At 73.7% G+C, this 21,491-nt stretch carries 18 protein-coding genes and 1 pseudogene; 10 read left to right on the top strand and 9 right to left on the bottom strand.

Annotated features, from left to right (window positions below):
- Positions 1 to 203: 203 nt before the first annotated feature.
- Positions 204 to 686: a ribonuclease FAU-1 family protein gene (locus R4Z63_RS06605; RefSeq protein WP_384446932.1), complete on the bottom strand. Its 483-nt coding sequence runs from the start codon at positions 684 to 686 to the stop codon at positions 204 to 206.
- A gap of 184 nt (positions 687 to 870) precedes the next feature.
- Here R4Z63_RS06605 and R4Z63_RS06600 point away from each other — a divergent pair, with 184 nt between their 5' ends.
- Positions 871 to 1,260 carry a GntR family transcriptional regulator gene (locus tag R4Z63_RS06600; protein ID WP_384446934.1) on the top strand — a complete coding sequence of 130 codons (390 nt, stop codon included), beginning with the start codon at positions 871 to 873 and terminating at the stop codon, positions 1,258 to 1,260.
- A 98-nt stretch (positions 1,261 to 1,358) separates the two neighbouring features.
- Here R4Z63_RS06600 and R4Z63_RS06595 read toward each other — a convergent pair whose 3' ends face one another.
- A complete protein-coding gene (locus tag R4Z63_RS06595) occupies positions 1,359 to 2,489 on the bottom strand; it encodes a DUF5925 domain-containing protein (RefSeq protein ID WP_370466586.1) in 1,131 nt (376 codons plus the stop codon).
- Positions 2,490 to 2,658: 169 nt separating this feature from the next.
- Between R4Z63_RS06595 and R4Z63_RS06590 the strand changes: the two genes are divergently transcribed.
- Positions 2,659 to 3,462 (top strand): SGNH/GDSL hydrolase family protein, encoded by an 804-nt coding sequence (locus tag R4Z63_RS06590; RefSeq protein ID WP_037926423.1) that lies wholly within the window; start codon positions 2,659 to 2,661, stop codon positions 3,460 to 3,462.
- Here R4Z63_RS06590 and R4Z63_RS06585 read toward each other — a convergent pair.
- Positions 3,432 to 5,141, bottom strand: a complete 1,710-nt coding sequence (locus R4Z63_RS06585) for a serine/threonine-protein kinase (protein WP_384446936.1) — start codon at positions 5,139 to 5,141, stop codon at positions 3,432 to 3,434. The genes R4Z63_RS06590 and R4Z63_RS06585 overlap by 31 nt on opposite strands.
- 290 nt (positions 5,142 to 5,431) lie before the next feature.
- Between R4Z63_RS06585 and R4Z63_RS06580 the strand changes: the two genes are divergently transcribed.
- Positions 5,432 to 5,701 carry a hypothetical protein gene (locus tag R4Z63_RS06580; RefSeq protein ID WP_172671376.1) on the top strand — a complete coding sequence of 90 codons (270 nt, stop codon included), beginning with the start codon at positions 5,432 to 5,434 and terminating at the stop codon, positions 5,699 to 5,701.
- 52 nt (positions 5,702 to 5,753) lie between these two features.
- Here R4Z63_RS06580 and R4Z63_RS06575 read toward each other — a convergent pair whose 3' ends face one another.
- From R4Z63_RS06575 to R4Z63_RS06565, 3 genes are all read right to left on the bottom strand, one after another.
- A complete protein-coding gene (locus R4Z63_RS06575) occupies positions 5,754 to 6,950 on the bottom strand; it encodes a CaiB/BaiF CoA transferase family protein (protein WP_037925680.1) in 1,197 nt (398 codons plus the stop codon).
- 95 nt (positions 6,951 to 7,045) lie between these two features.
- Positions 7,046 to 7,834 (bottom strand): ABC transporter permease, encoded by a 789-nt coding sequence (locus tag R4Z63_RS06570; protein ID WP_037925682.1) that lies wholly within the window; start codon positions 7,832 to 7,834, stop codon positions 7,046 to 7,048.
- On the bottom strand, positions 7,831 to 8,811 hold the full coding sequence (locus R4Z63_RS06565; RefSeq protein ID WP_384446939.1) for an ATP-binding cassette domain-containing protein: 981 nt from the start codon (positions 8,809 to 8,811) through the stop codon (positions 7,831 to 7,833). Before R4Z63_RS06565 ends, R4Z63_RS06570 begins: the two co-directional genes overlap by 4 nt.
- Positions 8,812 to 8,884: 73 nt before the next feature.
- Here R4Z63_RS06565 and R4Z63_RS06560 point away from each other — a divergent pair, with 73 nt between their 5' ends.
- A complete protein-coding gene (locus R4Z63_RS06560; RefSeq protein ID WP_037925686.1) occupies positions 8,885 to 9,610 on the top strand; it encodes a TetR/AcrR family transcriptional regulator in 726 nt (241 codons plus the stop codon).
- 141 nt (positions 9,611 to 9,751) lie between these two features.
- Here R4Z63_RS06560 and R4Z63_RS06555 read toward each other — a convergent pair whose 3' ends face one another.
- The gene (locus R4Z63_RS06555; protein ID WP_384447016.1) at positions 9,752 to 10,876 is read right to left on the bottom strand and encodes a type ISP restriction/modification enzyme; all 1,125 of its coding nucleotides are present in this window, start codon (positions 10,874 to 10,876) and stop codon (positions 9,752 to 9,754) included.
- Positions 10,877 to 11,021: 145 nt separating this feature from the next.
- Between R4Z63_RS06555 and R4Z63_RS06550 the strand changes: the two genes are divergently transcribed.
- A complete protein-coding gene (locus R4Z63_RS06550) occupies positions 11,022 to 11,222 on the top strand; it encodes a hypothetical protein (protein WP_037925690.1) in 201 nt (66 codons plus the stop codon).
- A 43-nt stretch (positions 11,223 to 11,265) separates the two neighbouring features.
- Here R4Z63_RS06550 and R4Z63_RS06545 read toward each other — a convergent pair whose 3' ends face one another.
- Both R4Z63_RS06545 and hmgA read right to left on the bottom strand, forming a co-directional pair.
- Entirely contained in the window at positions 11,266 to 12,015 is a 750-nt protein-coding gene (locus R4Z63_RS06545) for a GntR family transcriptional regulator (RefSeq protein WP_037925693.1), read from the bottom strand.
- 64 nt (positions 12,016 to 12,079) lie between these two features.
- Positions 12,080 to 13,408: a homogentisate 1,2-dioxygenase gene (gene hmgA / locus R4Z63_RS06540; RefSeq protein WP_384446942.1), complete on the bottom strand. Its 1,329-nt coding sequence runs from the start codon at positions 13,406 to 13,408 to the stop codon at positions 12,080 to 12,082.
- Between the two features lie 217 nt (positions 13,409 to 13,625).
- Here hmgA and R4Z63_RS06535 point away from each other — a divergent pair, with 217 nt between their 5' ends.
- From R4Z63_RS06535 to R4Z63_RS06515, 5 genes and pseudogenes are all read left to right on the top strand, one after another.
- Entirely contained in the window at positions 13,626 to 15,806 is a 2,181-nt protein-coding gene (locus R4Z63_RS06535; RefSeq protein WP_384446944.1) for a right-handed parallel beta-helix repeat-containing protein, read from the top strand.
- Between the two features lie 104 nt (positions 15,807 to 15,910).
- Positions 15,911 to 16,753 (top strand): cupredoxin domain-containing protein, encoded by an 843-nt coding sequence (locus R4Z63_RS06530; RefSeq protein WP_384447018.1) that lies wholly within the window; start codon positions 15,911 to 15,913, stop codon positions 16,751 to 16,753.
- 250 nt (positions 16,754 to 17,003) lie between these two features.
- Positions 17,004 to 18,308 carry a hypothetical protein gene (locus R4Z63_RS06525; protein WP_384446946.1) on the top strand — a complete coding sequence of 435 codons (1,305 nt, stop codon included), beginning with the start codon at positions 17,004 to 17,006 and terminating at the stop codon, positions 18,306 to 18,308.
- A 35-nt stretch (positions 18,309 to 18,343) separates the two neighbouring features.
- Positions 18,344 to 18,964 carry a TetR/AcrR family transcriptional regulator gene (locus R4Z63_RS06520; RefSeq protein ID WP_384447020.1) on the top strand — a complete coding sequence of 207 codons (621 nt, stop codon included), beginning with the start codon at positions 18,344 to 18,346 and terminating at the stop codon, positions 18,962 to 18,964.
- Positions 18,961 to 21,421 (top strand): annotated as a pseudogene (locus tag R4Z63_RS06515) (molybdopterin-dependent oxidoreductase). Before R4Z63_RS06520 ends, R4Z63_RS06515 begins: the two are co-directional and overlap by 4 nt.
- Positions 21,422 to 21,491: the final 70 nt, after the last annotated feature.

Raw genomic sequence — 21,491 nt, 5'->3', positions numbered from 1 at the left:
CGCCTGCGGAAGCGGGCTCGGCGGCGCCGCCCCCCGGCGGCGCCACGACCGGCCCTTCCTGTCCTGGCCCCGCCAAGCTAGCCCCCGGACCACGCCTTTTCGCCGCACGGACCCCCCAGAGGAGGATCCTTAGGCTCCGCTTAAGGCAGGGACAAGCACCGCCTCAGGAACCGCCCCCGACCCGCGCGGGAAGGCCGCCGCAGCTAGGGAAGGAGCGCGGCCAGGCCGGGCTCCGAGCGGGCCAGTTCCTCCAGGGCGTCCAGGGCGCGGACGGCCTGGCTCGCCGCCTCCGGGTCGCTCGTCGCGAGCCCGCTCTCGGCGAACTCGTCCTCGTCCAGCCGCAGGACGGTTGTCCCGTCCGCCGAGACCCACAGGTCGAGGTCCAGGTCCTCCACGAGGATCTCCCCGCTCTGGATGTGGACCGGGCGCGTCACGTCGCAGTACCAGCCCTTCAGGACGCCGTCGCCCGTGCGCACCTCCTTGACCGCGTACCAGCGGGTCCGCCAGAAGTGCTCGGTGAACACGTCGCCCGGCTCGAAGCGGACGAAGCCGAAGTCCCGCACGCCCTCCGCAGCCCACGGGGCCCGCACGGAGATGCGGTCGCCGTCGTCGGCGACCCGCGTCGCCGGATAGCGGATCTTGGTCCGGCCCGCCTTGGTCAGGACGACGGTCAGCTGTTCGGTCACGGTGTCCCCGGCCTCCTCGTGCAGTGCGTCTCGGTCGCGTAGATCTCGTACCCGAACCACCGGCTCGGCGCCCGGAGACTGCCCGGACGGAGATCGCGGATCGACCCGGTCATGCGGCAGACGCTACGGGCGGCACCCCGGCCGGCGCCTCCCAATTGACCGGCGATGGTGGACAATCACCCCCGTGAGCTCGACGAACCTGAAGATCACCATCGACGGCACGGCCGGGTCGGCCGCCCCGTACGAACAGCTGCGCGCGCAGATCGCCGCCCGGGCCCGGTCCGGGAAGCTGCCGGCCGGCTTCAAACTGCCGACGGTACGGGGGCTGGCGGAGGACCTGGGGCTGGCCGCCAACACCGTCGCCAAGGCCTACCGGGCACTGGAGGCCGACGGGGTGATCGAAACGCGGGGCCGCAACGGGACCTTCGTCGCGGCGGCGGGGGAGGGGGCGGCGCGCGAGGCGGCTTCGGCCGCGCAGGCGTTCGCGGAGCGGGTGCACCGGCTGGGGCTGACGGAGGCCGAGGCGATCGCCGCCGCCACCGAAGCCCTCCGGGCCCGGTACGCCGCGAAGTAGGCCCGGCCGCGGCCCGGCCCGTGACCAGGCCCGCGGGGCTCCGCCCCGGACCCCCGCGCCTCTAACACCGGCGGGGCCGGATTCGGGCCGCCGGAGGCTTACAGGTACAGCCCCGCCTCCGAATGGGGCTGCGGGGGCAGCACCGCGGCCGGGCCCGCGCCACGGCGCAGGGCGAACAGTTCGGCCAGGGTGGCGCCCTCGCGGGAGACTCCCTCGTCGGTGCCCAGCCAGTCCACCGCCTCACGGTGGGTCAGCCGCCCGACCTCGATGCGGGCCAGGCAGCGCCCGGGGCGGACCACCGCCGGGTGGAGACGTTCCAGGTCCTCGTTGGTCGTCACGCCGACGAGGACGTTGCGGCCCTGCCCGAGCAGTCCGTCCGTCAGGTTCAGCAGCCGCGACAGGGCCTGGCCTGCCGTGTGCCGGGCCTCGCCGCGGATCAGTTCGTCGCAGTCCTCCAGCAGCAGGAGCCGCCAGCGGCCCTTCGCCGTGCCCTCGTCCTCGCCGATCGCGATGTCCATCAGGTAGCCGACGTCGTTGAACAGCCGCTCCGGGTCCAGGACGCAGTCCACCTGGCACCAGTCCCGCCAGGACCGGGCCAGCGTGCGCAGGGCCGAGGTCTTGCCCGTGCCCGGCGGCCCGTGCAGCAGGAGCAGCCGCCCGGCGATGTCGTCCGGGGTCACCTTCATCAGCCGGTCCATGGCTCCGGCGACCGGCGCGGTGTAGTTGGGCCGCACCTCCGCCCAGGTCCCTGCGGCGATCTGGCGGGTCGTCCGGTACGGGCCGCGGCGCGGCGAGACGTACCAGAAGCCCATCGTGACGTTCTCCGGCTGGGGTTCCGGCTCGTCCTGTACGTTCTCGGTGGCCTCGCCGAGCACGCTGGAGGCGAGTTCGTCGCTGACCGCCGTCACGGTCACGTCCGCGCCCCGGCTCCACCGGGAGACGAGCATGGTCCAGCCCTTGCCCTCGGCGAGGGTGGCGCTGCGGTCGCTGTCGCGCGCCGAGCGCAGCACGGTGGCCTCCGGCGGCAGGAGGGTCGCCTCCGCCTTGACCCGTTCGATCGAGACGCTGTGCGAGTAGGGCTGCTCGCCCGAGGCGAACCGGCCGAGGAACAGCGCGTCGACGACGTCCGACGGTGAATCGCTGTCGTCGACGTTGAGCCGGATCGGCAGCGCGTCATGCGGGTTGGCTGGCATGGCGCCCATGATCCGGCACGAGGTGCCCGCGTGCACGCGTGTTTCGCCGGATCGGGTGCCAAGTTCCCTCTTCAAACGCGGGGCGGGTGAAGATTCCGGCCGCAACTCCACTCCGAACATTCTTGGCATGGACACTTCCGGCGACTCCCGGCTGCTTGTACCAACGACTCAGGAGCAACCCCCACAAGGAGCCGCACACATGAGCATGAGAATGTCGCGCTTCGCTGCCCTGACCTCCTCCCTCTTACTCGCCGCGGGCGCCGTGCTGTTCGGCGCCGGCCAGGCGGCCGCCGCCCAGGCCGACTTCGGCTACGTCGCCCTCGGCGACTCGTACTCCTCCGGACTCGGTGCCGGCAACTACGACGGTGCGAGCGGCAACTGCAAGCGCACCAACCGCGCCTACCCCGCCCTCTGGGCTGCGGCCCACTCCCCGCAGACCTTCGCCTTCACCGCCTGCTCGGGCGCCCGTACCGGTGATGTGCTCTCGGGTCAGCTCGGCCCGCTGAACTCCGGGACCGACCTGGTCAGCATCACCATCGGCGGCAATGACGCCGGATTCTCCGACGTCATGACGACCTGTGTGCTCCAGTCCGAATCCACGTGCGTCAACCGGGTGAACCAGGCCAAGGCCTACGTGGACTCCACCCTTCCCGGACTGCTCGACCGCGTCTACGACGCCATCGACAGCCGGGCTCCCTCCGCCCGCGTCGTCGTCCTCGGCTATCCCCGCTTCTACAAGCTGAACGGCACCTGCATCGCCGGTCTGACCGAGGGCGAGCGCACCGCCATCAACGGCGCGGCCGACCACCTCAACGCCGCCATCGCCAAGCGCGCCGCGAGCCACGGCTTCACCTTCGCCTCGGTCGTCGGCTCCTTCACGGGCCACGAGATCTGCTCCGGCAGCCCGTGGCTGCACAGCGTCAACTGGCTGAACATCCCCGAGTCCTACCACCCGACCGCCGCCGGACAGTCCGGCGGCTACCTGCCCGTCCTCACCAACGCCGCCTGATCCGGCAGACCGGCCTCCGGTGTCGCCGCGGCGCTCGGCGTCGGCGACACCGGAGACGGGCTCGCGCCGGGCGAGGAGGCCCCGCCCGACGGCGTCGCCTTCTCGCACGTCACGGAGGTCGCCACCCAGGAGGTGGCGACCTCCGCCGGGCCCCGCACCTCCAGCCGCACCGCGTCCTCGAAGACCCCGTCGGGCAGGTGGGTGAACTCGGTGTGCTCCAGCCGCCGGCTCTTCGGCCCGGCGGCCTCGTACGTGACGGACTGCCAGCCGGGCCCGGAGCTCCGCCCGCTCCGCGTGGCCCAGCGGTACTCCAGCACCACCGGGACCCGCTCCACCTCGACGGTCGCGCTGAAGGCGGGCGCCTGCCCCGGGGGCGGCGGGCAGTTCCCGGCGTACGCGGTGCGCACCGCGTCGACGTACACCGACACGTGCCCGTCCGCGCTCGGCGAAGCCGGAGCCGGGGACGATGCGGGCGCGGAGGCCGGCGCCGTCCCCGTGGAAGCCGTGGCGGGAGCCCCGGCGGTGGTGGCCGGGCCCGTCGGGGCACCCCCGTTCCCACCGCCGCCGCCCGTGTCCCCGAGGTCCTTCAGCAGGACCCAGCCCAGCGCGGCCAGGGCGAGCAGCAGCAGGGCGATCCCGGCGACGAGCACCGGTCCGGCCGCGCCCCCGCCTCCGCCCGCACCCCCGGCCGCGTCTCCGCCCGCACCCCCGGCCGCCGGAGTCCGGCCGGGTGCGGGGGGCGGTGCGGGCCGGGGCCCGTACGGCCCGCTGCCCTGTGGTTCGTGCCCGAGGCGGGCCGTCGGCATCGCCGGGGTGGGCCCCGACACCGGTCCGCCGGAGGCCCGTACGGTTCCGCCCGCGCCCACCACCCGCAGCATCCGGGCCGCCTCCGCCGCGTCCAGTCGCTGCGCCGGATCCTTGCGCAGCAGCCCCGCCAGTACGGGCTCCAGCGGACCGGCCCGGCGTGCCGGGGGCGGATCCCCGTCCACCACGGCCCGCAGCGTGTCCAGTGCGGTTGCCTGTCGGAACGGCGAGACCCCCTCGACGCAGGTGTAGAGCATGACGCCGAGCGACCACAGGTCCGACCCCGGGCCGGGTTCGCGTCCCAACGCCCTTTCCGGGGCGAGGAACTCGGGGGAGCCGACCACCTCGCCCGTCATGGTGATGGCGGAGGAGCCCTCCAGGCTCGCGATCCCGAAGTCGCCGAGCACCACCCGGCCGTCGTTGGCGACCAGTACGTTGGCCGGCTTCACGTCCCGGTGCAGCACCCCCGCGTCGTGCGCCGACCGCAGGGCGGCGAGGACCTGCTCGCCGATGTGGGCGGCGCGCTGCGGGGGCATCGGCCCCTCCGCCTCCAATACGTCGGCCAGCGAGAGCCCGCGCACCAGCTCCATCACGATCCAGGGGCGGCCGTCCTCGGAGGCGACGTCGTAGACCGTGACCACTCCGCGGTGCGAGACCCTGGCGGCGGCCCAGGCCTCCCGCTCCAGGCGCCGGTACATACGGGCGAGTTCGGCGGGGTCCAGCCCGGCCGGTGCGCGGACCTCCTTGACGGCCACGTCTCGGGCGAGCACCTCGTCCCGGGCCCGCCACACCACGCCCATGCCGCCGTGGCCGATCTGCTCCAGCAGTCGGTAGCGGCCCGCGACGACATGATCGGAGTTGGATTCCTCACTCACGCGAGCCCCCCGAATGCTTCCGTGCGCCCATACGTCATCGTCCGGTCACTCCAAGTTAGCGCAGTGTGCATGAAGTGGCCCCTGTCGTGACGAGACTCGCGCCGGGCTCTTCCGGAGCGTGATGTCCGTACCGGATCCTGTGCGGAGAGTAACGGACAACTCCGCTGAGTAATCGTCAACTCCCCGTCGTGGCAGGGGTAATTCACACCACCGGGATACCCGGGGGCAATGCGGGGACGATAGGGTTAACCTGCCCGGGCCGGGTGCCCTCGTACGGGTGGGGAGAGATCATGGAACAGATAGCAATGCGCAGCAGGCCGCCACGCGTGCCTGCCATCACCTGCGGCAGCAGTGCGACCAGCTCGCGCCTCGACCGCCATCTCGCCGTGCTGGGCGGACCCGCCGTCCCGCACCGGGAGGCCGCGGAGGCGACCCTGCTGATGCGCGAACTCACCTCCCGCGACCATACGCACCGTCTGCGGAGCCGGAGCGCGCGCGTCTCGCTCTTCGCGCCGCTGCGCCGCCTGCGTCGCACGCTCTTCGGCAGCCGCCGCTCGTAACAGCCCTCGCACCCGCGGTCGTTCGCCCTTCCGGGCTCCGGCCGCCCCGGCCCTAAGCGATCACACCGTCCCGGCGCAGTTCCGAGATCCGTGCGCCCGCCATCCCCAGGGCGCGCAACAGGTCGTCGGTGTGCTCACCCAGCGCGGGCACCGCACCCATGTGCGGTGCCGCGCCGCCCGGCAGCCCGATCGGCGGCAGTAGCGCACGCAGCGGACCGACCGGCGATCCCACCTCCCGCCACCGGCCCCGGGCCGCGAGCTGCGGATGCCCGGCCAGCTGTGCCACCGAGTTCAGCCGCGCACAGGCGATTCCCGCCGCCTCCAGCCGGTCGATCGCCTCGTCCGCGCCCAGTCGGCCCAGTGCCTGCGCCACCACCGCGTCGGTCCTCTCCCGGTTCGCGGTGCGCGCCGTATTCGTCGCGTACGCCGGATCCTCGGCCAACTCGGCCCGGTCCAGCACCTGCCGCGCCAGACGCCGCCACTCGCGGTCGTTCTGCACGGACAGCAGCACCCGGTCCCCGTCCGCCGTCGGGTAGGCGTCGTACGGGGCGATCACCGCGTGTGCGAGCCCCGTGCGCACGGGCTGCTCCCCGCCGTGCATCGTGTGGTGCAACGGGTGCCCCATCCATTCGGCGAGCGCGTCCAGCATCGACACCTCCACCCGGCCGCCACGCCCGGTGGCGCCGCGGCGCAGCAGCGCGGCCAGCACCCCCGAGAAGGCGTACATGGCGGCCGCGATGTCGGCCGCCGGGATGCCCGCCTTGACCGGCTGCTCCGGAGTGCCGGTCACCGACACCAGCCCCGCCTCGCACTGCACTAGCATGTCGTAGGCGCGCTTGTGGGCGTACGGGCCTTCTGCGCCGTAGCCGGACACGTCCACGGCGACCAGCCGCGGATAGCGGTCGCACAGCGCGGCCGAGTCGAGTCCGAGGCGGGCGGCGGCCCCCTGGGCGAGGTTCTGCACGAAGACGTCCGCGTCGGCCAGCAGCCCGTGCAGCACCTCGCGGCCACGCGGGTCCTTCAGGTCGAGCGCGATCGACTCCTTGCCGCGGTTCGCCCACACGAAGTGCGAGGCGAGGCCGTGTGCGGTGGTGTCGTAGCCGCGGGCGAAGTCGCCGCCGTCGGGACGCTCGACCTTGATCACCCTGGCGCCGAGGTCGGCGAGTTGGCGGGTGGCGAAGGGGGCCGAGACGGCCTGCTCGACGGCGACGACGGTGATGCCGTCCAGGGGCAGCGGTTCGGTGCTCATGAAGCCCTGCCTACCTGGTCGGACGGGGGTCTGTCACCACCCGGCGGGCGATGTGTGCCGCTGAACGTCCGGGGTGGTCCTTCGTGAGGCCCGTGTCAGGCTCCGCCGCGGGCGAACCGGCGGGTGGCCGCGGGTACGGACACGGCGAGGAGCAGCGCCGACCACAGCAGTGCCGCGGCCACCGGATGCGCGGCCGGCCAGGCGGCGTCCGCCCCGGCCCGCCCCCCGGTGTTCCCGCACAGCTCGCGCACGGCGGTGGCGACGGCGCTGATGGGGTTCCATTCGGCGACCGTGCGCAGCCATCCGGGCAGGCCGGCGGTCGGCAGGTAGGCGCTGGAGAGCATCGGCAGGACGAAGGTGGCGCTGCCCAGCTGGCCCGCCGCCTCCTCGCTGCGGCTCAGCAAGCCCAGGTACGTGCCCGTCCAGGCGGCGGCGAAGCGGAACAGCAGGAGCACGCCCAGGGCCCCCAGTGCGCCGGGCAGGCCGTTCTCGGTTCGCCAGCCCATCGCCAGCCCCACCAACATCAGCGGCACCATCGACCCGGCCGTGGTGAGCAGGTCGGCCGCGGTCTGCCCGAGCGGCACGGCGCAGCGGCTCATCGGCAGGGTCCGAAAGCGGTCCGTCACCCCGCGGTGGGCGTCCTGGGCGGCCGTGAACATGCCGGTCATCAGGCCGTTCGCGGCCGTGGCGGCGAGCAGCCCCGGCACCAGGAACTCCCGGTACTCGGAGCCCGGCATGGCGAGCGCGCTGCCGAAGACGTAGCCGAAGAAGAGCAGCATCGTGAGCGGCATGGTCTGGGTGAGGACCAGGAGCGCCGGTGCGTGCCGGGCCTTCTGCAACTGGCGGACGAGGACGGCCCCGCCGTCGGACAGCAGCGTGCTCATGCGGCGGCCTCCTGCTCCCGGAGGGCGGTGCCGGTCACGGCGGGGGATCGGGTGAGGCGCAGGAACACCTCATCGAGGGTGGGCGGGCGCAGGCGCGCGTCGGTGACCGGGACGCCGGCGTCGTCGAGCGCGCGGATGATCCGCGGCAGGGTGATGCCGGCGTCGAGGACGGTCACGGCCACGGTCAGCCGTTCCTCGTCCAGCGCGGGCCGGCCGCCGGTGAGCCGGTCGAGTACCCCGGCCGCGCCGGCGAGTTCCTCCCGCGCGGTGACGGCGACCTCGGCGCGGGAGCCGATCCGCGCCTTGAGTCGGGCGGGAGTGCCGCCCGCGAGGGCCCGGCCCTCGGCGACCACCACGACGTCGTCGGCCAGCCGGTCGGCCTCCTCCAGGTACTGGGTGGTGAGCAGTACCGTCGTGCCCTCTTCGGTGAGTGCGCGCACCGCCGCCCAGATGTGCTCGCGGGCCGCCGGGTCCAGGCCGGTGGAGGGCTCGTCGAGGAAGAGCACCCGGGGCCGGGTGACGAGTCCGGCGGCCAGGTCCAGGCGCCGCCGCATGCCCCCGGACCAGGTGGAGACCACCCGGTCGGCGGCCTCGCCGAGCCCGAAGCGCTCCAGCAGCGCGTCGGCGCGGGAGCGGACCGTGGAGCCCCGCAGCCCGGCGAGCCGCGCGAACAGCCGGAGGTTCTCCCGGCCCGTCAGGTCCCCGTCCACGGAGGCGTACTGGCCGGTCACGCCGATGGCGCGGCGGACGGCCGCCGGGTCCCGGGCGACGTCGTGGCCGGCGACGCGGGCGCGGCCGCCGGTGGGTGCGGTGAGGGTGGTGAGGATCCGGACGGCGGTGGTCTTGCCGGCGCCGTTGGGTCCGAGGAGTCCGCAGACCGAGCCCTCGGGAACGGCGAGGTCGAGGCCGCGCAGGGCGTGGATCCGCCCGTAGCTCTTCTCCAAACCTTCACTAAGTACAGCGTACGTAGTCGTCATGTGCGTCACCGTACCGCATTACGTACGGCGTACGTAACTAAGATGGTGTCGAGACGACGAGGTGATCTGAGCGATGACAGCCGGCGGGCGACCCGCTGAACCCGAAGTGATCTGGTCCCGCCCGCAGCGGGCCGGCCGCGGCCCCAGGCCCGCGCACAGCCGCGAGTCGATCGCGGCCGAAGCCGTGCGGATCGCCGACGCCGAGGGGATCGACGCGGTCTCCATGCGGCGCGTCGCCGCGGGCATCGGCGCGGGGACCATGTCCCTCTACAACTACGTGCCGCGCAAGGAGGAGCTCTACGAGCTCATGGTCGACGCAGTCAGCGGGGAGTACGCGTTCACCGCGCCGACCGGCGACTGGCGGGCCGACCTGTTGGCCCTGGCCCGCCAGACGCGGGCGCTGATGCACCGCCATCCGTGGCTGCCGCGCCTGCTGACCCCCCTGTACGGCTTCAGCCCCAACGCCCTGCGCTACCTGGAACACAGCCTGGAGTGCCTGGCTCCGCTGGCGGCGCCCGACGGGGAGAAGCTGGAACTCGTCGCCGCCGTCAACGGCAGCGTCGCGACCTACGTGGCGGGCGAGCTGGCACTGGCCGAGCGGGCCCGCGCGTTGCCCTGGAGCGAGGCCGAGGAACAGGCCGTACGGACGGCCTGGCTCGGCTCCCGGCTCGCCACGGGGGAGTATCCGAGGCTGGCGGCGGCCGTCTCGGGCAGCGGTCCGGTCCCGGGAGCGGGCCTGGACATGGACGCGGTCTTCGACCGTTCGGTGACCCGGCTGCTGGGCGCCTGGGCGGCGTAGGCCGCGTCCCGCGGATCAGCGCACCGTCCGCCGTCCGGGCTTCCGGCGGCCCGGCGGCCCGGCGGCCCGGCGGTCCGGCGAGCACGCGCTCCGGCGGCCCCGCGGTCCGGCGCCGGCCCGCCGTACGTGGCGCCCGGCCGGTCACAGCAGGGCGAACTGGCCGCCCGGGCCCTCCTCCTGGTGGTCCAGTACCGAGGCGGGGCGCCGGCTCCAGGCCGGCGGCGGCAGCACCCCGGCCGCGTGCAGCTCCGCGGCCGACAGGCCCGGACCGGGCTCGAAAGCCGCCCGCTCCGGCGCCAGCTCGGCCAGCAGGGCCAGCGTCGTCACCAGCGCGAGCAGCTCGGAGGTCCAGTTCTGCGGCCACTCGGCGGGGCCCAGCGCCGCCAGCCCGTCGGCCTCCGGTCCGCGGTGCGCCGTGCGTGCGGCGAACCAGCTCTCCAGCACCCGCACGCCCTGCACCTCGTACTCCCACGCCCCGGCCGGAACGGGCGAGACCGCCCCACCGCCCAGCCCGAGCGTCTCGCTCGCCGCGTCGTACGAGAGCTCGCGCGGCCACCCCCCGACCGCCGACCGCACGTACGGGCGGCGCCCACCGGGCAGTCGGGGCGCCTCCGCGCCGCGCGCCCCGCGCAGCTGGACGGTGAGCAGCCGGTGACCCAGCTCCAGCCCGGCCCGCCAGCGCCCGGGGTCGGCCGCGAGCGGGACCTCGTACCCCCGCGGACCGGGACGGCCGGCCGCCAGGATCCAGCACAGGACGTCCTCGGGGGTCACCCAGCCGCCGTGGCGCTCGCCCAGCAGCGGCAGCAGGCCGGGGGCGAGGTTGGGTTCGGCACCGCCCGGGCGCCGGTGCAGCGGACGGATCGGGCCGACCCGGCCGACCGGAAGGTGCGCGGTGACCAGCAGGTCGGAGATGCCGATGAGGAACAGCTGGTGCTCGTCGCGGACCCGCCAGAGCTCCGGCCGGGCGGTGTCGATGAGCCGCTGGTCGGGCAGGAGCCACTGCTCGTCGAAGGGCTCGCGCAGCACCCGTACGGGGTCGGGGCAGGGCCCGGGCGCATCGGCGAAGCGTGCAGTGGCCGCCGATCGCTGCCCCGGCAGCGCGGCCGCCGAGGTGGCGGGGGTGCGGCTGCGACTCGGCCGGAACAACCGGTCCCGCTCGGCCCCTTCGGAGTCCGCCAGGAGGGCCCAGCGGGTGCGCAGGGCCGCCGGATCGGGTGCGGCCACCCAGTCGCGGCCCAGGCGCAGGCTGCCCACGGCCCAGGGCATCAGATCGTCCAGCAGCGGGTCCGGCTGCGGTGTGTCAGCGCTCACGCCGCCGATGGTAGCGACGGGCTCCGATGGCCGGGCCGCGTCGAGGCCGAAGAGCTACGCTCCTTATGTGTGGGTACGTGCGGTAGGTACCGTCCGTACGGTGTCGACCGAGTCAACCGAGTCGACCGAGGAGACGGCCATGAGCCAGTACGACGAATACTCGACCCCGTCCCAGGCCGAGGGCGAACGCCTCGACGAGGACATGGACGAGGCGCAGCGCAGGCAGCGCCACCCCCAGACGATGCGCACCACGCCGTCCCAGGCGGAGGGCGAGCGCACCGCCGACGACGAGAAGAAGTGACGGCACGGCGGCCGGGAGCGGCGCGGGTGCGCGCCGCCGCCGTTCAGTGCGCGTCGACCGTCACCGTGAAGGAGAACCGGTCGCCCCGGTAACGGATCCGCGCCACGTCCACCACCCGCCCGTCCTCGCCGTAGGTGACGCCCGTGTAGTGCAGGATCGGACTGAGCAGCGGGACCTGGAGCAGTTCGGCCGTCTCCGGGTCCGCGAGCCGGGCCTCCACGGTGTCCGTGATCCGGCTGATGCGCACCCCCACGACGTCCCGCAGCACCTTCGTCATCGGCCAGCGCTCCAGATCGGTGACGTCGACCGCCTCGGCGAACTCCGGCAGGACCGCGTTCTCCGCCCAGTTGGTCGGCTCGCCGCTCTCGCGGTCGCGTCGCAGACGCCGGAACGTCACCACCTCGGAGGTGTCGGGAAAGTGGTCCAGCAGCTCCCCGGCCACAGGCGTGCGCCCGTGGCCGAGGACGGTGGTGCGCTCGCCCGACTGCTGGGCCACGATCGCGTCGACCGAGCCCAGCAGCCGGACCGGTGTGCTGCGCAGCGCGCCCGCCTCGATGAAGGTGCCCCGCCTCCGGTGCCGGCTGATCAGGCCCTCGCCCTCCAGTTCCTTGAGGGCCTGCCGCATGGTCAGCACGCTCACCCCGTAGTGCTCGGCCAGCTGCTCCTCGGTGGGCAGGCGCAGGGAGGCGTCCGGGGTGCGCCCCAGTATCGAGGCGCGCAGTGACTGCGAGACCTGGTACCAGAGGGGGAGCTTCCGGTTCAGGACCAGCGAGTCGGGGGCGAAGGCGGTCACGGGTGGATCTCCGAACGGCTGGACGGTGGCGACGTGCGGCGCATTGCAGGGTAGGCGGCGCAGGTCAGGCGCGGAAGTGGCGTTGCAGACCCTGCCACACGTCGTCGTACCCGCGCTGGAGGTGGTCGGCGGCGGCGGCCTGGGCGGTGGCGGTGATCGGCCAGCGGGTCTCGAACATGAAGGCCAGGCCGTCGTCGATCTTCTGCGGCTTCAGCTCGGCGGCGCTGGCCTTGTCGAAGGTCTCGTGGTCGGGGCCGTGCGCGGACATCATGTTGTGCAGCGAGCCTCCGCCGGGGACGAAGCCTTCCGCCTTGGCGTCGTAGGCACCCTCGATCAGGCCCATGTACTCGCTCATCACGTTGCGGTGGAAGTAGGGCGGGCGGAAGGTGTCCTCGCCGACCAGCCAGCGTGGAGCGAAGACCACGAAGTCCACGCCCGCCAGGCCCGGGGTGTCCGAGGGCGAGGTCAGGACGGTGAAGATCGACGGGTCCGGGTGGTCGTAGCTGATCGTGCCCAGGACGTTGAAACGGCGCAGGTCGTAGACGTACGGGACGTGCGTGCCGTACCAGGCGACCACGTCGAGCGGGGAGTGGCCGTAGACGGCCGACCAGAGGTTGCCGCAGAACTTGTTGACCACCTCCGTGGGCCGCTCGACGTCCTCGTACGCGGCCACCGGGGCCCGGAAGTCGCGCGCGGCGGCGAGGCCGTTGGCGCCGATCGGGCCGAGGTCGGGCAGGGCGAAGGGCTGGCCGTAGTTCTCGCAGACGTATCCGCGGGCGTCGCCGTCCAGCAGCTCGACGCGGAAGCGGACGCCGCGCGGGATGAGCGCGACCTCACCGGGGCCCGCGGAGAGCAGGCCCAGTTCGGTGCGCAGGAGCAGGCCGCCGCGCTCGGGAACGATCAGCAGCTCTCCGTCGGAGTCGCTGAACACCCGGTCCGTCATCGACGCGTTGGCGGCGTAGAGGTGGACGGCCATGCCGGTGCGCTGGGCCGCGTCGCCGTTGCCGCCGAGGGTCCACAGGCCGGCCAGGAAGTCGGTGCCGGGGGCCGGGTCGGGCAGCGGGTTCCAGCGCAGCCGGTTCGGGTCCGCGGGCGCCTCGGTGAAGGGGGCCGTGCGCAGGGTGCCGTTGTCGATCCGGGTGAAGGGCGGGTGCGCGGCCGAGGGGCGGATCCGGTAGAGCCAGGAGCGGCGGTTGTGGCTGCGGGGCTCGGTGAAGGCGCTGCCGCTGAGCTGCTCGGCGTACAGGCCCAGGGGTGCGCGCTGGGGCGAGTTGCGGCCGAGCGGCAGTGCGCCGGGGACGGCTTCGGAGCTGTGTTCGTTGCCGAAGCCGGTGAGGTACTCCAGTGCCCCGGCCGTCTTCCGGGCCTGCTCGCTGCCGGCCTGCTCGCTCATGTGCTGCTCCCGCTCCGTCGAAGTAATCCTATGGTCGACAGTAGGATTCAGCGGCCCGCGCGTCAACGGCGCCCCGTTGGCATCCGCCGAGAGTCCGGGATCGGGGCGGGAGGAAACGGCAGGATCCGGGAGGAAGGGCTGCGAGGCGGCCGGCCCGGGGTGCGGATTCAGTCCCGGGGGGATCACAAAAGATGAACATTGCTCTACTCTCACGCGCATGTCGTGGACCCGCAGGTTTCCTGCCGTGCCGGCGGCGCTCCTCGCCGCCCTCCTCGCCCTCCTGTCCCTCTTCGCCGCCGCGCCCGCCGCCCGTGCGCACGAAGAGCGCCCGGTCACCTTCCCGGACGGCTCCGGATCCGTTCCGGAATACCGCGAGACCGACCCCGACCTCATCGTCTGCAAGACCGACCGGCCGGCCTTCGAACGCCGGATATCCGCCTTCCCCGAGGCGCTCAGACAGCGCAACCTCGCCCTGTACGAGCGCTGCGAGGCGAGCGGGTACCGGCACCTCCAGGAGGCCGTCGACGCCGTGGACCGGCCCGGGATGAACATCGCGATCCTCCCCGGCCTGTACGAGGAGGAGCCCTCACTGCCCCAGCCGACGGGGGAGTGCGCCGCGCTTGAAGCGCCGGACTCCGCGCTCGGCTACCAGATCCTGTCGTACGAGCAACAGGTGCGGTGCCGGCACAACCAGAACCTCGTCGCCGTCCTCGGCAAGAGGAACCTGCAGATCGAGGGCACCGGCGCGACCCGCCTGGACGTGGTGATCGACGCCAAGTACCAGAAGCTGAACGCCATCCGCGCCGACAGGTCCGACGGCGTCTACTTCCGCAACTTCACCGCCCAGCGCACCACCTTCAACTCGCTGTACGTCCTGGCCGCCGACGGCTTCGTCATCGACGACGTGCTCACCCGCTGGAACGACGAGTACGGCTTCCTGACCTTCGCCAGCGACCACGGGCTGTACAAGAACTGCGAGTCCTACGGGAACGGCGACTCGGGCATCTACCCCGGCAGCGCCTCCAACATCAACGACGGCCGCGGCTACGAGGTCCCCCGCTACTCCATCGAGATCACGGGCTGCCGCAGCCACCACAACATGGTCGGCTACTCGGGCACCGCGGGCGACTCGGTGTGGGTGCACGACAACGAATTCGACCAGAACATGGGCGGCGCCTCGATGGACAGCGCCTTCCCCGGCCACCCCGGACTCCCGCAGAACCACGCCAAGTTCGAGCGGAACCTGATCCACGACAACAACCAGGACTACTACCGCCACGTCGCCGACGGCACCTGCGCCAAACCGCCCATCGAGCGCGGCTACGAGCGCGGCGTCGTCTGCCCCCAGATCTCCATGCCGCCGGGCACCGGCATCATCACCGCCGGCGGCAACTGGAACCTCTACGAGGGCAACTGGGTGTACGGGCACGAGCGCGCCGGCTTCTTCCTCAGCGCCGTCCCCGCCTTCATCCGCGGCGAGGAGGCCTGGTCGAAGCAGACGGACACCTCCCACCACAACCGGTACGCAGGCAACGTCCTCGGCAAGGACCGGTCCGGCGCCTCGCGCCCCAACGGCATGGACGTCTGGTGGGACGGCCAGGGCAGCGGCAACTGCTGGCAGGACGGACCCGACGGCTCCACCCCCGGCACGGTCCCGCGGTGCGGCGAGCGACGGGGCGACGTCACGGGGGCGTCGGCCCGCCTGGTCGGCGAGCCGGTCAAACTGATCCAGCTCCTCGTCTGCGCGGACTACAACGTCCAGGCGCGCAAACTGCCGGCCGGCTGCGACTGGTACGGGGCGCGCGGACTGGAGCGGGTGGAGACCCAGCTCGCCCTGGGTGTGGCGGCGGTACTGCTGCTCGTCGGCGGGGTCCTGTGGTGGCGCCGCCTGCGCGGCTCCCGCCTGGGCGCCGCGGCCACGCTGCTCGGCCTGGCCGGACTGGCCCTCGACGTGGCCGGCTCGACCATGACCCTGACCTCCACCTTCGTCCCGGCCCTCGCCCTCCTGCTGCTCGGCCTCTGGTGGACGGGGGCCGGCCTGGTGCTGCGGTCCGGCCGCCCCTGGCTGGCGCGCCTGACCCTGCTGCTGGCTGGACTGACGCTGCTGGACGCCTTCGACAAGGCGGTCCTGATGATTCCGTGGACCCCGCTGAGCCCCGCCTGGGTGAGGTCCCTGGTCGCCGTGGTCTGGGTCCTGTGGGCGGTCGCGGCCTCGGCCCGGCCGGGTGCCGCCCCGGCCCACCCCGCCGGTCCGGGCGACGCCCCCGACGGCGACCGCGCCCCGGTCCCGCCCGGCCCTGCCCCGGACCGGCGCGAGGGCGCGGCGGCCGAGGCGGTTCCGGGAGCCCCCGGAGCCGGGGAGGCCCGGACGCCTCGGGCCGCAGGAGGCCGGCCGTGACCGACCGGACCGACGAGGGGCTCGACGGCCGCGCCCGGTGCGACGCGTGCCGTGCGCCGCACCGCCCGGCCCGCGGGGCGCGCCGCACCGCCCGCACCGCGGCCCTGCTCGCCCTCGCCCTGCTCCTCGCGGGCGGCGCGGCGACGGGCTGCGGCGGGCGGGCCACCACCCACCACAAGCCCGGCACCAGCCACGAGCAGGCCTCCGGCAGCGTCGGTACCCTGCTCGCCGCCGCCGACGCGGCCGGCCACACGCTCCGCGAGGTCCCGGCCGAGGGGGCCCCGGACGTCCGACTGGCCCTCCGCCCCGATTCCGAGGACGGCTGGAACCTCCAGCTGACCGTGAACAACTTCCGCTTCACCCCCGACAGCACCGGCGGCGCCGCCCTCCCGGGCGCCGGCCACGCCCACCTGGAGCTCGACGGACGCAAGATCGCCAGGTTGTACGGCCCCTGGTTCCACCTGCCCGCGGCCCAGGTCCCCGAGGGCGCGCACACCCTGACCGTCCGCCTCTACGCGGACGACCACACGGCCTGGGCGGTCGCCGGCAAACCCGTCGAGGTCGCGGCCCGGCTCACCGCCCCGCCGCCGGGCGCGTCCGGCGGCCACCACCACGGTCAACCCCCCGGGCCGCCACCCCAGCAGCCGCCGTCACCGCAGCCGCCGACACCGGGCCCGGAGCAGCCGGACCGCACGGTCACCATCACCGTCCGCGGCGGCAAGGTCAGCCCCGCCCCGGCCCGCACCGAGCTGCGGCGCGGCGAACGCGTCGCCCTGCGCGTCACCAGCGACCGCGCGGACACCCTCCACGTCCACGGCTACGACAAGGAACTCGCCCTGCCGGCAGGCCAGGAGGCCACCCTGATCCTGACGGCCGACCGCACGGGCCTCTTCGAGGTCGAGACCCACGAGACCGGCCTCGTCCTGACCCAACTCCTCGTCCGATGACGGCCCGCCACGCCCCGCCCGCGGCCCGCGCCCTACTCGCCGCCCGTTCCGTATCCGCCGTCGACGTCCCGGCCCTGCCGACCGCGCCCGCACCGGCACCCGCACCGGCACCCGCGCCCGCACCCGGGCCCGTGCCCGCATCCGGGTGCGGTCGAGGTCCTGGTCGCGGGCCGCAAGGCCGAACCGTCGGCGGTACGCGGTGCCCGGCGGTCCGACGGTGAGCCCGGCTCCCTTCGGCCACGGCCGGGACGTGATCCTTCACCCGGCCGAGCCGTTCACCGTGCTCGCGCACGGCATTGGATCCCGGCACGATCTGCCGATCTCTCCCTTCTACGCGTTCGCCGGGGCCTTCGCCGCGCTATTCGTCTCCTTCCTCGCGCTCGGCCTGCTCTGGTCCACCTCCCGCTTCCGCGGCGAGCGTTCGGGCCTCGCCCTGCCCGCCGCCCTCCAGCGGGCGGCCGCCGCACCGGCCACCCGGACCGCCCTGCGCGGGCTCGGACTCGCCGCCGCGCTCCTCGTCCTGCTGCACCTCCTCCTCGGTCCCGACGACCCCGCGCGCAACCCCGCTCCCGGTGCCGTCTACGTCCTCCTCTGGGTCGGACTCGTACCCGCCTCCCTCCTCCTCGGCCCCGTATGGCGCCTGCTCAACCCGCTGCGCACCGTGCACCGCCTGCTCTCCCTGGCCCTGCGCCGCCCCCGTACCGGCCGCCACCCCCTTCCCACCCGGCTGGGGCTGTGGCCCGCCGCCGCCGGACTGTTCGGCTTCACCTGGCTCGAACTCGTCTCGCCCGATCCCGCATCCACCACCACCCTCCTGATCGCGCTCACCGTCTACACCACCGCCCAACTGCTGCTCGCCGCCCGGTACGGCGAGAGCTGGTTCGCCGAGGGAGACGCCTTCGAGGCGTACTCCACCCTCCTCGCCCGCCTCTCCCCCCTCGGCCGCCGAAACGACGGCCGTCTCGTCCTCCGCAACCCCTTTCACGGACTCGACGCGACGCCGGAGCGGCCGGGACTCCTCGCCACCGTCTGTGTCCTCCTCGGATCCACCGCCTACGACGGCTTCTCCGACAGCCCCTCGTGGATCAACACCCTGCAGACCTCCCCCCTCGGCCACACCCCCGCGGCCACACTCGGACTGCTCGGCTCCATCGCCCTCGTCGCCACCCTCTACTGCCTGTGCGCGATGGCCACCCGTCTCGTCAGCGGTCCGCACCCCGGCCCGCTGACGGCCTTCGCCCACTCACTCGTCCCGATCGCCCTCGGCTATCTCATCGCCCATTACTTCTCCCTTCTGGTAGTCGAAGGATCACGCACGGTAAGCATGACACTCGGCACTGACAACGTCCCGGAACCCGTCCCGCCCTTGGGCCCCGGGGGTCTCGCCGTCCTCCAGGTCGTCGCCGTCGTCGCCGGCCACGTCCTCGGCGTCATCGCCGCCCACGACCGTTCGGTGCGCCTCTTCCCGCCGGCGAAAGCCGTGGCTGGACAGCTGCCGCTGCTCGCCTTGATGATCGTTTACACGATCGGGGGCCTCGGCCTCCTGTTGAACTGAGGCCCCCGCCGGGCCCGGAAGCGAGGAGCGGCATGATGGACCACGTGCCTCCCGCCCACTCCCTGCGCCGTACGCCGATCCAGCAGCGCAGCGCCGACCGGCTCGCCCGGATCCTCGACGCCTGCGCCGAGCTGCTGGACGAGACCGGGTACGAGAACCTCAGTACCCGAGCCGTCGCCCTGCGCGCCGGCGTGCCGATCGGATCCGTCTACCGCTTCTTCGGCAACAAACGGGCCATGGCCATCGCCCTCGCCCACCGCAATCTGGACCGTTACGCCGACGGCATAGCGAACCGCCTCGGCAGCCTCCCCGCCACCGACTGGCGACCGGTCGTGGACGCCGTACTGGACGAGTACCTGGCGATGAAGCGCAGTGTGCCCGGCTTCGCGCTCGTCGACTTCGGTGTGCCGGCGCCGCCGGTCGGGGAGCCCGAACCGGATCCCAACCACCAGGTCGCCGACCGCCTGACCGAACTGCTCTGCGGACACCTGGGCCTCACCCCCGACGCCGCGCTGGAGCGGGCCGTCCTCGTCGCCGTCGAAGCCACCGACGCCCTCATCCAACTGGCCTTCCGGGCCGATCCGGCGGGGGACCCGGGGATCGTCGACGAGACCCGCGCGATGATGCACGCCTACCTGGCCCGAGTGCTGGGCTGAGCCCGCCCGGGCGTCCCACCTCCCCGGCCCCGGCGTCCTGCCTTCCCGGCCCGGCGCCTCCACCCGCCTCCGCGTGCCGTCCCGGTTTCCGGGGTGCCGCCCCGCCCCCCAGGGGGCCGTTCACTGCCCCGCCCGCATGGGCGCCGGCCGGCCGCGTGGCACGCGAACCAGGTCCGTTCCCTCGCCACCGTGCCTACCGGTCGGTATGCTCGGTGTTCCCCGCATGCCCGTGCCGCAGCCTGCCGCCCTGGAGGGCCCATGCCCCGCACCGCCCTGCGCATCTGCCCCCTCTGTGAAGCTACCTGCGGCCTCACCCTCACCATCGAGGGCACCGCGGTCACTGGTGCCCGCGGCGACCGCGAGGACGTCTTCAGCCGCGGCTTCATCTGTCCCAAGGGCGCCGCCTTCGGCCAGATCGACGCCGACCCCGACCGCCTGCGCACCCCTCTCGTCCGCCGCGACGGGCAGCTCCGGGAGGCCACCTGGGAGGAGGCCTACGATGCCGTCGCCGCCGCCGTACCCCGCCTCGCCGGGGAGTACGGGCCCCAGTCCGTCGGCGTGGTCCTCGGCAACCCGAACGTGCACACCATGGCCGGCGCCCTCTACCCGCCGCTGCTTCCTGAAGGCCCTCGGCACCCGCAACCTGTTCACCGCCAGCACGCTCGACCAGATGCCCAAGCACGTCTCCAGCGGCTTCCTCTTCGGCGACCCCCTGGCCATCCCGGTCCCCGACCTCGACCGGACGGACTTCCTGCTCCTCCTGGGCGCCAATCCGGTCGAGTCCAACGGCTCGCTCTGTACGGCCCCCGACTTCCCCGGCCGCCTCAAGGCCCTGCGCGCCCGGGGCGGCACCCTCGTCGTCGTCGACCCGCGCCGCACCCGGACCGCCGCACTCGCCGACCACCATCTCGCGCCGCGCCCCGGCACCGACGCCTCCTGCTCGCCGCCCTCGCGCGCACCCTGCTCGTCGAGACGTCCGCCACCCCCGGGTCGCTCGGGGAACACCTCGAAGGACTCGGGGAACTCGGCGCAGCTCTCGGGAGTTTCACCCCTGAGGCCGTCGCACCCGCCTGCGACCTCACGGCCGACGAGATCCGCGGCCTCGCCCGCGAGCTCGCCGCCGCACCCACCGCCGCCGTCTACGGACGGATCGGCAGCTGCACCGTCGAACACGGCACGCTCGCCAGCTGGCTGGTCGACGTACTGAACATCCTCACCGGCAACCTCGACCGGCCCGGCGGGGTCCTCTTCCCGCTCTCCGCCACCGACCGCGCCCCCGGGCCGGCCGGCCCCGGAAAGGGGTTCGCGGTCGGCCGCTGGCACAGCCGGGTCAGCGGACATCCCGAGGCCAAGAGCGAACTGCCCATCGCCGCTCTGGCCGAGGAGATCGAGACACCGGGGGAGGGACGGATCCGCACCCTGATCGCCATCGCCGCCAATCCCGTCCTCTCCGCACCCGACGGCGACCGCCTCGACCGGGCGCTGGCCGGCCTCGACTTCATGCTCTCGGTCGACCCGTACCTGAACGAGACCTCCCGCCATGCCCACGTCGTGCTCCCGCCACCACCGCCTGCGCAGAGCGCGCACTTCGACTTCGCCTTCAACGCCTTCGCCGTACGCAACCAGGCCCGCTACTCACCGCCCGCGGTCCCGCTGGAGGAGGGGCGGATGGACGAGTGCGAGATCCACGCGCGCCTGATCCTCGCGGTGTCGGGGCTGCACGGAGCCCCGCCGGCAGCCGTCGACGAGCGCGTCATCTCCGACGCGCTCGCCCGCGCCGCCGCGGACGCCCGCTCGCCACTGCACGGCACCGACCCGTCCGCGCAGGCGGGCAGGCTGACCGGACGTACGGGCCCGGAGCGGCGGCTGGACATGATGCTGCGCCTCGGGCCGTACGGGCTCGGCCTCGACGACCTGCTCAAGGCGCCGCACGGCATCGACCTGGGCCCGCTGCGGCCCCGGCTCCGGGAGGTGCTGAAGACGCGCAGCGGCAAGGTCGAGCTGCTCCCGGAGCCGATCGCGGCCGAGCTCCCCACGCTGCGCGCGGCGCTCGCCGACCGCCCCGCCGCCCTGGTCCTCGTGGGCCGCCGCCACTTGCGGTCCAACAACAGTTGGCTGCACAACGTCCCGGCCCTCACCGGAGGTTCCAACCGGTGCACCCTCCAGGTCCACCCGCAGGACGCGGCGCGGCTGGGTCTCACCCACGGAGGCCGGGCCAGGGTCGCCGGCGACGGCGGGAGCCTGGAGGTCCCCGTCGAGGTCACCGACGCCGTCCGCACGGGAGTGGTGAGCCTCCCGCACGGGTGGGGCCACGACCGCTCGGGCGCCCGGCTCGGCGTCGCCTCCGCCGTCCCGGGCGCCAACGTCAACCAGCTGCTCGACGGGACCCGGATCGACCGCCTCTCCGGCACGGCCGTACTCAACGCCTTCCCCGTAGAGCTGACACCTCTGCCCTGAGCTGGGGTTTTGCTCATACTGCTCACGCGCTGACGTCTTGTTGGCCACAGGGGGCGGCTCCTACCGTCCC

This window comes from Streptomyces sp. PL-29, assembly GCF_058344425.1.
Note: the sequence above shows the minus strand (reverse complement) of the source record. Positions and strands in the feature narration are given on the sequence as shown.